This window comes from Shewanella sp. KCT (assembly GCF_007636505.1).
Lineage (GTDB): Bacteria > Pseudomonadota > Gammaproteobacteria > Enterobacterales > Shewanellaceae > Shewanella > Shewanella halotolerans.
The window spans coordinates 458,544-472,839 of record NZ_LVDJ01000001.1; the positions used below are offsets into that span (position 1 = coordinate 458,544).

The 14,296-nt window shown below is 53.1% G+C and carries 8 protein-coding genes; 2 read left to right on the plus strand and 6 right to left on the minus strand.

Annotation, left to right across the window (positions count from 1 at the left end):
- Positions 1–140: 140 nt before the first annotated feature.
- On the plus strand, positions 141–833 hold the full coding sequence (locus AYI87_RS02070; protein WP_011865667.1) for a DUF3334 family protein: 693 nt from the start codon (positions 141–143) through the stop codon (positions 831–833).
- Between the two features lie 64 nt (positions 834–897).
- The gene (locus AYI87_RS02075) at positions 898–1,926 is read left to right on the plus strand and encodes a LacI family DNA-binding transcriptional regulator (protein WP_011865668.1); all 1,029 of its coding nucleotides are present in this window, start codon (positions 898–900) and stop codon (positions 1,924–1,926) included.
- Here AYI87_RS02075 and AYI87_RS02080 read toward each other — a convergent pair.
- From AYI87_RS02080 to AYI87_RS02105, 6 genes are all read right to left on the minus strand, one after another.
- Positions 1,923–2,537 (minus strand): PolC-type DNA polymerase III, encoded by a 615-nt coding sequence (locus AYI87_RS02080; protein WP_144199153.1) that lies wholly within the window; start codon positions 2,535–2,537, stop codon positions 1,923–1,925. The two genes, AYI87_RS02075 and AYI87_RS02080, sit on opposite strands and share 4 nt — an antisense overlap.
- 95 nt (positions 2,538–2,632) lie before the next feature.
- A complete protein-coding gene (gene fusA / locus AYI87_RS02085; protein ID WP_144199155.1) occupies positions 2,633–4,717 on the minus strand; it encodes an elongation factor G in 2,085 nt (694 codons plus the stop codon).
- A gap of 529 nt (positions 4,718–5,246) precedes the next feature.
- Complete coding sequence (locus tag AYI87_RS02090; RefSeq protein ID WP_144199157.1) at positions 5,247–7,748, minus strand: glycoside hydrolase family 15 protein; 2,502 nt, start codon at positions 7,746–7,748, stop codon at positions 5,247–5,249.
- A gap of 99 nt (positions 7,749–7,847) precedes the next feature.
- A complete protein-coding gene (locus AYI87_RS02095) occupies positions 7,848–9,398 on the minus strand; it encodes an MFS transporter (RefSeq protein WP_260865047.1) in 1,551 nt (516 codons plus the stop codon).
- 868 nt (positions 9,399–10,266) lie between these two features.
- Positions 10,267–11,811 carry a M28 family peptidase gene (locus tag AYI87_RS02100; protein WP_144199161.1) on the minus strand — a complete coding sequence of 515 codons (1,545 nt, stop codon included), beginning with the start codon at positions 11,809–11,811 and terminating at the stop codon, positions 10,267–10,269.
- Positions 11,812–12,217: 406 nt separating this feature from the next.
- Positions 12,218–14,218, minus strand: coding sequence for a glycoside hydrolase family 97 protein (locus AYI87_RS02105; RefSeq protein ID WP_260865048.1), 2,001 nt, complete (start codon positions 14,216–14,218; stop codon positions 12,218–12,220).
- Positions 14,219–14,296 lie beyond the last annotated feature (78 nt).

Below are 14,296 nucleotides of genomic sequence, written 5' to 3' on the forward strand. Positions count from 1 at the left end.
TGTCACGATTTTACGAACCGCAGATCTGGTTGTTATTTCGCCGCTGAATGAGAATTAACTAATCCCCTGTTTTGATTTTGATTTTTATCGTAATAGCGCGCAGAATGGAGTATGACTCTTTTTTGACATGTGATGAGACTATGACCTCGCAAGTGATCAGTTCCGACGATATTTTGTTAAAACTCTGCCATTCGGTGTGTCGTGTGCTAACCAGTACCACGGGCAGCCAGGTGAGCCATGCCGCCATGGTGCAGAGCATCACTAAGACCTGCCTCAAGCCAGATCTTGGCTGCTTCTCCATCTTCGACGGTGGATTCTCAGGCCTTGTGGTGATCAACTTTTCGGCCCCGGCGGCGGTGGAGATCTACCAAGCCTATATGAAGCAGATGGGGATGCCCGAATCTGAGCTGGCCTTCTCCCATACCTCGGATGAGGTGGGGGATGTGATGGGCGAGTTGATGAACCAGATCCTGGGCGACTTTATCGTCAAGGTAAACAAGGAGCTGCAGACCTCGATCAATCAGAGTCAGCCTAAGATGCTGACCATTAACAAAGAACTGACCATCTCCATCGACACCAACCTGGATGAGGCGGTGGCGCGCCGCGTCGCCTTCAAGACCGCCAGAAACCATATCTTCTATCTGGAATACGCCATGGATAAGACTGAATTTATCAAGCTGGCAGATTTCGAGCATGAGGAAGACGATCCCGATGCCTTGCTGGCCCAGCACGGCCAGGGCAGTCAGGCAGCAGACCCTTCCTGGTCGGCGGCAGTTAATAGTGCCGTTGTGGTCGACGATTCTGATGATCTGATGAAGGAGCTTGGGATATAATCGAGCTTCTTAAGGGGCGGGCGCTTGCTCGCCCTGTTTGTGTATAACAAGGTCGCCCATAATTATGACAACGAAAGCTACCTCTATCGATATCGCTTACCGCGCCGGGGTGTCACAATCCACGGTATCGCGGGCATTGCGAAACAGTCCGCTCGTCAATGAAGAGACGCGCTTGAGAGTACAGGCCATTGCCAAGGAACTTAATTACAAGGTCGACAAGAACGCCAGCAACCTGCGCACCCAAAGCAGTCTGACCCTGGCGCTGTTATTGTGTGAAGATCCCACCAACGACGATTCGCTGATCAATCCATTCTTCCTCTCCATGTTGGGTTCTATCACCCGGGCAACGGCGCAGCAGGGCTATGATCTCCTGGTCTCCTTTCAGCAGCTTAGCAGCGATTGGCACGCCGACTACGAAGACAGCAATAAGGCCGATGGCATTATTCTGCTCGGTTACGGCGACTACATGGATTACGAGGAAAAGCTCAATAAGCTGGCGGCGCAGAATACCCACCTAGTGATTTGGGGACCGGCGCAGCATAAGTCCTCCGTGCTCTCCATTGGCTGTGATAACCGTCAAGGGGGCGTGTTGGCCACCGAGCATCTGCTGGCAAAGGGGCGGCGTAATATCGCCTTCATTGGCGATGCCTCAAGCCATAGCCCTGAATTTCAGGCGCGCTACCTAGGCCATCAACAGGCGCTCAAGGCGGCAGGTGTGCCGCTACAGAAAAACCTGCAGGTGGATGCCATCAGCACGGAAAGCTCAGGCTTCGAGGCGGCCAATCAACTGCTGGCACAGAAACGATCCTTCGATGCCATCTTCGCCGCCAGCGATCTCATCGCCATTGGCGCCATGCGGGCGCTGAAAGAGCAGGGGCTGAGGGTGCCTGAGGATGTGTCTGTCGTGGGTTATGACGATATTCCTGTGGCGAGCTTCGCCAATCCGCCGCTGACCACCATTAAGCAGAACACTAAGCTCGCCGGCGAGATCTTGGTTGAGAGCCTGCTGAAGCAGATTAAGGGGCAGGAGGTGAGCAATCAGTTGATCCCCACCAGCCTGATTGAGCGCGAGTCTTGTGGCGAAAAGCGTTAGCCTGAATAGGCTCGCATAAACTTCTCTAGCTGATGCTTAGGCTGACGTTGCAGCTTAAGCATCAATTCAAAACTGGGTGCAGGGCATGCCCATCTCTGTGATACCGCATCGCTCAGCGCCAGCCATAAGGCGCCGGTGACCTCGGCGTCGTTCAGCGCGCGGTGAAACACGCCATCGTTGGCAATACCTAAATAATTCACTAAGGTGCCTAGCTGATGGTTAGGCGCCGCTTGAAACAGGCGTCTTGCCAGCAGCAGCGAACAGGCAAAGGGCTGGGATTGCTCCAGGTTGATGCGCGCAAATTCCGCCGCTAAAAACTTCTGATCAAAACTGGCGTTGTGAGCCACCAGATGACAGCCCTGGATGAAGTCGGCAAAGTCAGCCATGACGGTCTCGCAACTTGGCGCATCACTTAGCATCGCATTGGTGATCCCTGTGTAATCGGCGATGAAACTACTGACGGCAAAGCCGGGATTCATCAGCTGCTGAAATCTATCGACTACCACACCTTGCTGCAATTTAACCGCCCCTATCTCGATGGCGCGATCGCCCTGTAAGGGGGAGAGGCCTGTGGTTTCAAAATCCAATACCACTATGGCATCTTGGGACATAAGGGCTCCTGTAAGGGAAAAGACACAAAAGAAAAAACCCTAACAACATACATTGTTAGGGTTTTTAGTAAAGAAACTTCAGTTAAGGAGTAAGATTACTTCTTAGCTTCTCTTTCTTTAACTTCAGCGATAACTTTTTCAGATACGCTGTTAGGACATGGTGAGTAGTGTGAAAACTCCATAGAGAACTGACCACGACCAGAGGTCATTGTACGTAGAGAACCGATGTAACCGAACATTTCTGAAAGCGGTACGTCAGCCTTGATACGAACACCAGTCACACCAGCTTGCTGATCTTTGATCATGCCGCGACGACGGTTAAGGTCACCAATTACGTCACCTACGTTGTCTTCTGGGCTGAATACGTCAACTTTCATGATAGGCTCAAGCAGTTGCGCGCCAGCTTTTGGCATAGATTGACGGAATGCGCCTTTAGCAGCGATTTCGAACGCGATAGCTGATGAGTCAACTGCGTGGAAAGCACCGTCAGTCAGTTCTAGTTCAACGTCTAGTACTGGGAAGCCAGCAACGGTACCAGTCTGCATCATGCTCTCGAAACCTTTCTCAACAGCAGGCCAGTATTCTTTAGGTACGTTACCACCAACAACAGAAGACTTGAATGTGAAGCCAGTGTTTGCTTCGCCTGGACGGATAACGTAGTCGATCTTACCGAACTGACCAGAACCACCAGATTGCTTCTTGTGAGTGTAGCTATCAGCAACTTCTTGAGTGATAGTTTCACGGTATGCCACTTGTGGCTCACCTACAATCAGCTCAACGCCGTAAGTACGCTTCAGGATGTCTACCTTAATGTCTAGGTGAAGTTCACCCATACCCTTAAGGATGGTTTCGCCTGAATCTTCGTCAGTTTCAACGCGGAATGATGGATCTTCTGCGATCATCTTACCGATAGCGATACCCATCTTCTCGCTGCCGCCCTTGTCTTTAGGGGCTACTGCGATAGAGATTACTGGCTCTGGGAACACCATGGCTTCAAGAGTACATGGGTGCTTAACATCACACAGAGTGTGACCAGTCTGAACGTTCTTCATACCCACGATAGCGATGATGTCACCAGCTTGTGCGGTTTCAAGTTCGTTACGCTCGTCAGCCTGCATTTCACACATACGACCGATACGCTCAGTCTTACCTGTTGCAGAGTTAAGGATGGTGTCACCCTTGTTGATACGGCCTGAGTAGATACGTACGAAGGTCAGGGCACCGAAACGGTCATCCATGATCTTGAACGCAAGTGCTTTCAGAGGTGCATCAGCGTCAACGATAGCGTGTTCGCCAGTCTCGTTACCTTCTTCGTCAGTCAGAGGCTGTGGATCAACTTCTTGTGGAGCAGGTAGGTAATCAACTACCGCGTCTAGTAGAAGCTGCATACCTTTGTTCTTGAACGCAGAACCACAGTATGTTGGGAAGAAGTGCATGGTACGAGTACCTTCACGGATACAACGCTTGATGTCTTCCATAGCTGGCTCTTCGCCTTCCATGTAAGCTTCCATCAGATCGTCGTCCATCTCAACGGCAGACTCGATCAGTTGCTCACGGTATTCTTCTACCAGGTCAACCATGTCAGCAGGTACATCTTCGATGCTGTAGTTTTCAGCTTGTCCAGATTCGTCCCAAACCCATGCTTTACGGGTTAGTAGATCGACAACACCCTTGAACTCATCTTCGATACCGATAGGCAGTACCATTACGAGTGGGTTAGCCGCAAGAACGTCTTTAGTTTGCTTAACAACGCGCAAGAAGTCGGCACCCATACGGTCCAACTTGTTTACGAAGATGATACGCGCAACTTCAGATTCGTTTGCATAACGCCAGTTGGTTTCTGATTGTGGCTCAACACCACCAGAACCACAGAATACACCGATACCACCGTCTAGTACTTTTAGAGAACGATAAACTTCAACTGTGAAGTCAACGTGGCCAGGGGTGTCGATGACGTTGAAACGGTGATCGTTCCAGAAGCAACTTACAGCAGCAGACTGAATGGTAATACCACGCTCAGCTTCCTGTTCCATGAAGTCGGTTGTCGATTCACCATCATGAACTTCACCGATCTTATGAATCTTACCGGTTAGCTTTAGGATACGCTCTGTTGTGGTGGTCTTACCCGCATCAACGTGAGCGAAGATACCAATGTTTCTGTACTTTGATAAATCAGTCATTTTTCTACTCTATTGGAGTTACGTTCTAAAATTCGGGGGGAAGTATATCAATACTTTTCAAATTTTTTTATTCATTTTTATCAATTTTGCTGAAATATCATCTTTATCGGGAGAAATTACCCACTCTAACTTCCTCCGTATTAGGGGCAAACCCATAGCCGGTGCGGATTTCGCTCATAAAAAGAACATGATGTTATAACCCGAAATTTCGTTATATCTTTTTATATGGGGATGTGGTGGGGTATCACAGCAAGGTTACAGCCTTTATGGAAGAGGGGGATTTTAGGGGGAACTCGGGCGAAATAGATTAACGTTGAAAAGCGCCTTTGTAAGCGGCCTCTTTAGACTTGGATCGGCCAGGTTAAATTATGCTGGGTTAGGGTAGGCAAGCGTGTAAAAGTGCACCTTGGGCTGGGGCTTATCGTGATGCATCTAGCGCCAGCACGATAGGGCAAAGAAAAGCCAGTCGCGTGGACTGGCTTTGGAAATAGCTTCTATTTAATTGTTAAGCCTGAGCCTTAATGTTTGCTTAGTTGTTAAGTGCCTTGGCCACATCCTCATAGTGGTCCCACACCTTAGCCTCTGTAATGGAGCGCACCATCTTCACATATTCGGCGTGGGTCCAGGCAAGCGGGGTGGCCGAGTTAGTGCCTTGGCCATGCTGATAGTTAAAGCGGGTCTTGTCGCCAACACCATCCCAAACCTGCTCGGGTAGCATCAGTCCCTCGTTGGCAAAAGCCTCCATTCCCTTGACATAGGTCTGTACCAGCTGCGCCTTGCTTGCATCATTGAGCGTGCCATCGGCGATCGCCTTGGCCAGCTCGAAGTGGGCGCGCTCGCCGGTGAAGAACGGCCAGACTCTGCCGCGTTGCCCAGGAGTGTTGCTGCCATTCTCGGCATAGTTGGCGCCTGTGGCGGTGTCTTCGCCATAGCCGTCGTTGCCGTAGCGTCTGAAGCCGGGGAACGTGCTGCCATCTTTGGCGGTAAATTCATACCTGACCCTGAGATTATCCTCGAGCGCCGTGTTATCGATAAGCTTGAGGGTGTCGTTGATGGTTTTGTCGTTGGCGCTCTTCACGCCGTAACGCACCAGCTCTAGGAAGCCGCCGTCTAACACCTCACGCTGATCTAAGCCTGCGCGGCCATTGTTGTCGGCGAGCTTATCTGCACTGTCTGGCGTACCGTTGGGCGCAAGGCGCAGATAGTAAGGTGCCTTTGTGCCATCCTCTGCGCTTAGCAGGCCTTGCTGGGTCACTACCAAGGAGTCGAGTTTTTTGGCCATTGATTTGGCACTGGCGAGATATTTCTCGCTTGAGTCCAAATCGCCTGCCTGCTTGGCGATATCGCTGGCGGTAATAAGGCCCGTGATCACCGCCGCTGCGGTAGAGGGGGAGTAGCCTTGCTGCTCTTCCCAGCGCTCCTGCTGTGTCTTAAGCGGTGTGATCTGGGTGTGGTTCCAGTCGAGGTTGACCTCGCCGCCGCTTATCAAAAAATCGGCCGCCGGCTTCAACATGATCCGGTACCAGCTGGCGATCTCATCGTCGCTCAGCACGCCCGCCTGCCAGAGCTTCCAACCGAGCATGATAGGCATGGCGGTCTGATCCAGCTGCACGCCGACCCATTCTATCTGACCATCCACATGGGTCTTCTGTAGGAACCAGCCGGGCACGCCGCTATAGCCGGGTGTCGTAGCCGTAACCTGAACCTTCTTTAGATACTCGAAGGCCACCTTAGGGGTTTGGGTATCGCCCATGGCCAGAAACGCCATGGCGCATTGATAGAAGTCCCTTGGCCAGACGGCCTTGTAGCCTGTCGAGCCGGTGACGGCCGAGACGCTGTCGCCCCAAGGATTAGAGAGTGAGGCGATAAGGGCGCCTGCATGGGTCTTATCTTCCTGGGCCTTGAGCACCATGGCGCTGGTATAGAGTAGCTTACCTTCATCGGCGGTATTGGCCGTCATGGCATTTAGACTTGAGAGCGACTGCAGATAGTCCTGCCAGCCGATGGCATCACCTTCACCGTTATAGGCGGCAAGCACCTTGTCATAACCATCTTTAAGAGTGTCTTTGGCATTTTGCTCGCTGCTGGCCTTATCTGCGCCGAAGCCAAACACTAAGGTAGTGCTAAGACTTGGACGCTTAGCATCGCCAACTTCCAGAGTAGGCAGCGCTGCCGTCATGGCGACATTACCTAGGCTTTGCTTATCAGCGCTGGTGCTGGCGTAATGCCAGTTCAACTCGCCGTTGGCCTTAAGATCGGTCAGGCCATCAGACTCGCCGACAAAGCCCACGCTACTTGCTGTAAAGGGAATGTCACCGCGCACGGTCAGCACGCTGGAATCTTTATCGCCCGTGTAGGCGTAGAGGCTGTTGCCATCTTGGCTCACGCTGGCGATATCGTTGGCGCCGCTGTTGTCGATATGGGGATTGACGTAGAGATAGGGGGTGATCCCCGGCTCGAAGGCGGTAAAGAACACCTGCATCACCAGGCTGTCGCGATCGGGATCGGTAAAGAAGTGCTTCTCTATCTGATATTTGCCCTCGATATCTTTGTTTATCACCTTATAGGCGAGGGACAATGGCCGTCCAGCTTCATCTTTATGTAGGTAATCTATGCTGGTGAGGGTATTGTCTTTTTCGGTATCGACGAAGCCATTGCCACTGATGATGAACTCCGCCTCTTTGAGCTGGGCGTTATGGATAAGCCCATACATGGTCTCGGTGAGGATCCCCTGCGCCAGGGAAAACCATACCCGGCTAACGGGATTGGCCTGGCTGCTCAGGTATTGATCGGCGCCTTGCGCATTGGTCACATAGGGCTCGAACGAGGTGCCAATCCCTGTCTTGCCGGAAAAGGCCCAGGTAGGGGAAGCGCCGGGCGCGCCCGGTGCAACTGAAATTGTCTCAGATACGCTGGCACTTGGTGCAGGTGCGGCGTCGATATCACTCTTGGCGCCGCCACAGGCGCTAAGCAGGGCGCCTAGGGAGAGGGCGATCAGTGTGCGCGTAAAAGGTACTGGCTTAGACGTCATATTCAGGGTCTCGTTTATTATGTTTATATTTTGGTTAAGTCAGTTAAGTCGTTTAAGTCGTGTAAGTCTGTGTGTTTGTGAAGCCTCAAGCTTTACGCATTAGCGCTCGGCTTTGCTCGCTTCGCTGCTGACAAACAGCACGCTAATTCCAGCCAGGATCATGAAGCTGCCACCTAGGATCAGGGCGAAGATCGGTTTGCCATCGAAGAAGGCATTGAGCAGTACGCCGAGCACGCTGGCGGCCAGCAGCTGAGGGATCACGATGAAGAAGTTAAAGATCCCCATGTAGACCCCCATCTTGGCGGCGGGCAGTGCGTTGGACAGCAGGGCATAAGGGATAGAGAGGATAGAGGCCCAGGCGATACCCACACCTATCATGGGCAGCCATAACAGGTTTGGGCCTTGAATAAAGTAGAAGCTAATCAAGCCAATTCCGCCACAGCAGAGGTTGATCAGATGAGTGACCTTGAGGCCAACCGCCATGGCGAGCAGCGGGATGAAGATGGCGGCTACGGCGGCAAAGCCGTTGTAAGAGGCGAACAGCATGCCCACCCAGTCGGCGCCATCGTTGTAGGCCTTAGACAGCACATCCTGGGTGCCATAGTGATGATCCGTTACCGCCGCCGTGGTGTAGATCCACATAGAGAAGAGGGCGAACCAGGAGAAAAACTGCACCACTGCCAGCTGGCGCATCGCCTTCGGCATATGGAACAGGGCATCGACCACACTAAACACCATGCCTTGCTGGTGGCGCTCTTCGCCCTTGATATGTTTCAGGGTGTTAGCGCAGAACCACTGCAGCGGGCCGAAGGCGAAGATCCCAAGGGCAAGCAAATAAAGCTGTTTATCGAGAGACTGCAAGAAGATGACGGCGGTTAAGATGGCGCCCACCAGGCTCCAGAGCATGGCGCCTTTCTGATAGGCCTGCCAGCTGCGATCGTGATGCAGGGTGACCTGCTCGCCGGTTTCCTGTTCGAAGCGGGCCAACTCCTCGGGTGAGTACTCTTTGGTGGTAAACACAGTCCAGCTGACGGCTAACAGCAGCACGGCGCCGCCGAAATAGAAGGCGTAGCGCACCGAGTCGGCGATCTCACCCTCGGGCGCCGTGTTAGCCACATCGAAGTAGTTGGTCAGCAGGTAAGGCAGGGCCGAGGCCACCACGGCGCCGATGCCGATGAAGAAACTCTGCATGGCGTAGCCAAGGGGACGTTGTTTGCTGGGCAGGTTGTCGCCCACGAAGGCGCGAAACGGCTCCATGGCGATGTTGATCGAGGCGTCCATGATCCACAGCATGCCCGCGGCAACCCAGAGCACGGGCGAGTGGGGCATGATGAAGATGGCTAAGGTGGTGAAGATGGCGCCGATCAAAAAATAAGGGCGGCGACGGCCCAGGCGGCCCCAGGTGTTGTCACTCATATAGCCGATGATCGGCTGCACCAAAAGCCCTGTGAGCGGCGCGGCTATCCAGAGAATAGGGATGTCATCAATCGCCGCACCGAGCGTCTGAAAGATACGGCTGACGTTAGCATTTTGCAGCGCGAAGCCAAACTGGATCCCCAGGAAACCGAAACACATGTTGAAGATCTGCCAGAAGCTGAGTGCAGGTTTAACGGTGGGCGTGCCTTGGGCTGATAGGGTGTTTTGTGACATCCGATGCTTCTCTTTATTATTCATTATTGATCTGCACAGCGCCTAAGGGCGTGCAATCTGTATTTTATGGAAGTCGGTCGAGTGAAAAAAGAGGCGAATACACGCTTCCCTCAAACGGGTATTCGCCAAAAGCTAGGGTTCTACTTCTCTAGGCTTATTCACTGGGTTTAAGCCTTGATGAGTAGATAGAGACTCTAGCGCCCGCCTCTCATGCCTTCAGTGCCTGATGAGGTGAGCGTCGACCTGGCCAATTTCATAGGAAGTTACACATGAAATTAAACACCAAGGCATGTTAACCCTGAGCCGAAACGACCGACAACCGATTACATACGTATTCATCATCAGGCATTAACCTTTACGTAGCCTGTTGTTAACCTGGTAATGCCTGGGGCTGGCTAAGGATACCCATTTAAAAACAGTTGGTTAAAGTGGATGTGGCAAGCCAGCCGCTTTACATGGGTTGGGGTTTGTAACAATGGGCAACATGGCCAAACTCGTATCGATAATGACGCAAAAAGCAGGAGAAAACGGCATTGTGAAAAGCTAGCAAGATTAGGCGTTCTAACCTAATATTGGTGCTCAATAAAGTAAAAATCAATTTTGCGGTGAAAACTTTTGCTTTTAGGTGTAAGTGTAGTTGTTGTCAAATTGACTGAACTGACGAGCCCCTTTAAATCCCATAATATTAATTGGTTTAAGCTTTGGTCTGTCAATTTTTATTGGATAAAAACAGGCCGCGTTCGCGACCTATTTTTAGCTTAGTTTAAATTAGGCTCAAAATTTTAGATGCATTATTTTGAGCCTTTGGCGAATCCATTTCACGCATTCAGTTTACGAATGCATTTTACAAATTCATTTTACGAATTCATTAGTTCGATTTTGCCGTATTTGAATCTACATCTGTTGCCGGGCGGAAGAAGGCACCTGCCGCGCCGGGGAACACCACAGGGCTGGTGTTACCGTTAAAGCCCACGGCGGCAACGCCATACAGGTAGTTGTCGATCACCATGTTGCTCAGTGTGAAACTGTTTACCTTGCCCACATAGCGGCTATGGCTCCATTCTGCCTCTGTGGTTTTGCGCCAATAGATACGATAACCGGCAACCTCGGCGGTGGCATCCGCCTGCCAGCTAAGCTGGGTATCGGCCGAGACCTGTCCCGAGATGCTCACCTGTATTGGCGGCGCGGGTGCCCAGGCCATAGACGCCAGGCTGATAGCGTTGAGGGCGGTAAGCTTGGCGGCGAAGGCTTCATCTACCCCCTCAATCACGTCGCCATAGGCGATGCCGTTCTCCGTGCGTATGTCCTGATGCTGGCGGTTGTAGTTCTCGTTGGTTTCCATCACGCGCACCGCGGGGAAACCCGCCTTGTTAAAGGGTAGGTGATGGCCGCCGCGACCGAAGCGATCGAGTCGATAGATGAGCTGCACATCCAGGTTAGTCATGTACTGGTCGGCCAGCTCCTTGATATGACGGGCAAGGTTACGCGAGGCGGAGTCGTTCTCGCCGCCGCTGAAGTAACGCTCCTTGGCCTCGGCCTGAGTTTCTGCGATACGCACGCCCTCTGAAAACACCCGTACTGTATGGTTGCTCACCACACCGTTGATCCCCTCGATGTTACCTATCATGTCGTTGTTGAGCACGGCCTCGACCTGCCAGCCCTGCTTCTTGGCAAAGTCGGCCAGGCCAGCGCCGCCATACAGGCCTTGCTCTTCGCCCGATAGCGCCGCGTAGACTATGGTGCCACCAAACTGATACTGGCTGAGGACGCGAGCGGCCTCTAGGGCACCGGCGACCCCCGAGGCGTTATCGTTGGCGCCGGGTGAGAAGGAGGTGGCGTTCATCACGTCGCTGACCCGTGAGTCGATATCGCCGCTCATCATCACCACGCGGTTAGGATCTAAGGTGCCACGTTGAATGGCGATGATATTCACCACCCGTGTCGGCTCGGGAATGCGTTTGCCTGAAACCGTGTCGCCCACCTCTATCACCTCAAGGCAGTGATCGCAGGCGGCGGAGATGCGTTCAAACTCGGCCTTGATCCAGTTTCTGGCCGCGCCTATGCCGCGCTCTTTATCCGTTTGGCTCGATAGGGTATGGCGGGTGCCAAAATCTACTAAGGTTTGTATATCTTGCAGTATGCGTTCAGGCTGCGGCGCACCGGCAATCTCATACAGGCGCAGATCTTCCTGGGAGGGTGCCGCATAAGGACTCTGGCCCAATGCGTTCTGGTTAAGTGCGTTTTGATTTAGTGTGCTCTGGTTAAGAGTGCTTTGGCTTAGTGCGTTTTGGCTTAGTGCCGAGTGGCTGCTTGCTGCATGATGCAGTGGTGTGGCCGGAGGGGCTGCTTGGGCGGTGCCAGCGCAGATGGCGGTGAATACTAGGGTCTTCCTGATAGATGCCTTGATTGTCATGTTCTGCTCTTCATTCTTGTTATTTTTTAGATGCTTTATATGCACTCAACTTGTTTTGCACTCAACTTACTATGCATTGAACTGGCTATGCACTCAGCTAGGCTAGTCGGACAGTGACCAACGTTGGCTCGCTCTGCGTGGGCTAGGAGTGCACAAACCACCTTAGCAGAATAACGCTAGCGCTTGGATGAGGGATCGCGGCTTTAGTCGTAGAAATGTGGGGGGAATCGCCGGAAAAAGGTAAACAAATGTTGCAGATGATTGGCCTTGGCCCGATATGGCAGACAAACGCAGGAGAGGGCGAAGGGCATTGCCAAAATAGAAAAGAGGATGCAAGCCTGCCTAAACAGACTTGCATCCTCTAAAGTGATTTCAGCGGTAGATGTCTAGTGCAGGCATCAGAGTGTTAGAGCGCCTTGAAGCGAATGGCGACGCCGCCGCTGCTGGCAAGTTTTAACGTCAGCTGCTGCTTGCTATTCACCTTTTGGGTCTCAATCACATAGTCATAGGGATTGGTGCGCCAATCGGCCTTGTCGCCGTCTCGGTAGATCTGCGCCTCATAATTCAGTGCCGGGTCGAGGAAATCGAGCTTGATGTCGATCTCACGTGCATCATCGTCGGTGATCGCGCCCAGATACCAATCTTTGCCCTGACTCTTGCCACCACGCTCCTGGCGGGCAAAGGCCACATATTCACCTACCTCACCGGCCAGGGCGATACTCTGGGCCCAGTCGGTGGGTACATCCTTAATAAACTTAAAGGCATCGGGATGCTGCTTGTAGTTGCGGGGCAGATCGGCGGCCATCTGGATCGGGCTGTAGAGCACCACATAGAGGGCCAACTGCTTGGTCAGTGTAGTTTGCACCCGGTTAACTGCATCCAGGCCTTTAGGGGCAAGGTCGAAGATCCCCGGGGTGAAGTCCATTGGGCCTGCCAACATGCGGGTGTAGGCCAGGGTGGTGGTGTGCGACGGATTATTAGGCGGCGTGCCCCAGGCATTAAATTCCTGACCGCGGGCGCCTTCGCGGGCGATCCAGTTTGGATAGGTGCGGCGCAGGCCGGTATCTTTAATCGGCTCATGGGTATTGATGCTGATGTGGCGCTTGGCCGCCTCGGTGACGCTATGCAGGTATTCGTTGACCATAAACTGGCCATCATGCCATTCGTGGCGCACTATGCCTTGCTCGTCGACCCGCTTGATATCACCGCCATCGGCCACATAGCCGGTCTTCACCTGAGTGACGCCATATTGCTGATAGAGATCATAGGCATCGCTCATCTGCTTGCGGTAGTTGGTGACCGAGCCAGAGGTCTCGTGGTGACCTATTAGGCGAACGCCCTTGCTGGCACCATAGGCAGAGATCTCGGGGAGATCGAAGTCTGGGTAGGCCTGAGTGAAGCTGAATACGTCGCCGTTGTGGAACCAGCTGCCATCCCAACCTATGTTCCAGCCTTCCACCAATACGCCCGCGAAGCCGTTCTCGGCGGCAAAATCCATGTAGCGTTTGGTCTCGGAGGTGGTGGCGCCGTGTTTGTCGCCTGAACCCCAGGTGTTCTCGTTGAGGTGCATGCCCCACCAGATCCCCACGTATTTGCCGGGCTCGACCCAATCCACATCCCCAAGCTTATTTGGTTCGTTGAGATTGAGGATAAGATCTGAGTTCAGCAGGCCGGTGGCCTTGTCGGCTATCTGTATGGTGCGCCAAGGCGTACTAAAGCCCGCCTGGGTCTTGACGCGAATGCCATCTGACCAAGGGGTGAGATCGGCGCGTAAGGTGCCGTCTCTGCGCTGATCCAGCGTCATGGCAGCGTAGTCCACCAGCGCCGCCTCGTGGATGCTCATGTGCACCCCATCGCCCAGGGTGAAGGTGAAGGGGGTATGAACCCTATCGACCTGTTTGAGTGGCGTCTGCTGATATAGATACTCGTAGCGGTTCCAGCCACGTGCCGGTATCCACCAGGCGGTGACTTTCTCCGGTTGTGGCAGGGTAAATTCGGTGAGCTCCGAAGTGATGTTGAGCTTGTCTAAATCGCCTTGCTTCGGCATCTGGTAGCGAAAGCCGATGCCATCATCGAACACCTTAAACTCGACGTCAAAGCGGTATTGACCATTGCTCAGGGTGGCTGTCAGGCCATTGTGTTTATCGACAACCCATTCACGTTCGCCCCAAGGCTGTTGCCAGCGCTCATCGGCCTTGCTGCGCTTGACCTCTTGAATGCTAAAGTCAGTGCCAAACTCCCCAAGAGATTCAAATACCATTCCAAGCTTGGAGGGTTCGATCACCTTCTTGCCATGGAAGCTGACGCTGTAGCGCGGCGTTTGATCATCATCGCTCAGGCTGACCACTATCTGCTTGTCAGGCGAGGTCAGGGAGACAGTCTTGGCCAGGCCAGTGCTTGGCAGCATGATGCCGGTCGCTGCTATGGCAAGGGTGAGTGCCGATAGGCTTGTAGTTGGGCGAAACGGCGATCTGGGCTGGGATCT

Bases quoted from the DNA above. Each gene is read 5' to 3' on its own strand.
- AYI87_RS02070 (WP_011865667.1), top strand. From the start codon at position 141: ATGACCTCGCAAGTGATCAGTTCCGACGATATTTTGTTAAAACTCTGC.
- AYI87_RS02075 (WP_011865668.1), top strand. From the start codon at position 898: ATGACAACGAAAGCTACCTCTATCGATATCGCTTACCGCGCCGGGGTG.
- AYI87_RS02080 (WP_144199153.1), bottom strand. From the start codon at position 2,537: ATGTCCCAAGATGCCATAGTGGTATTGGATTTTGAAACCACAGGCCTC.
- fusA (WP_144199155.1), bottom strand. From the start codon at position 4,717: ATGACTGATTTATCAAAGTACAGAAACATTGGTATCTTCGCTCACGTT.
- AYI87_RS02090 (WP_144199157.1), bottom strand. From the start codon at position 7,748: ATGACGTCTAAGCCAGTACCTTTTACGCGCACACTGATCGCCCTCTCC.
- AYI87_RS02095 (WP_260865047.1), bottom strand. From the start codon at position 9,398: ATGTCACAAAACACCCTATCAGCCCAAGGCACGCCCACCGTTAAACCT.
- AYI87_RS02100 (WP_144199161.1), bottom strand. From the start codon at position 11,811: ATGACAATCAAGGCATCTATCAGGAAGACCCTAGTATTCACCGCCATC.
- AYI87_RS02105 (WP_260865048.1), bottom strand. From the start codon at position 14,218: ATGCTGCCAAGCACTGGCCTGGCCAAGACTGTCTCCCTGACCTCGCCT.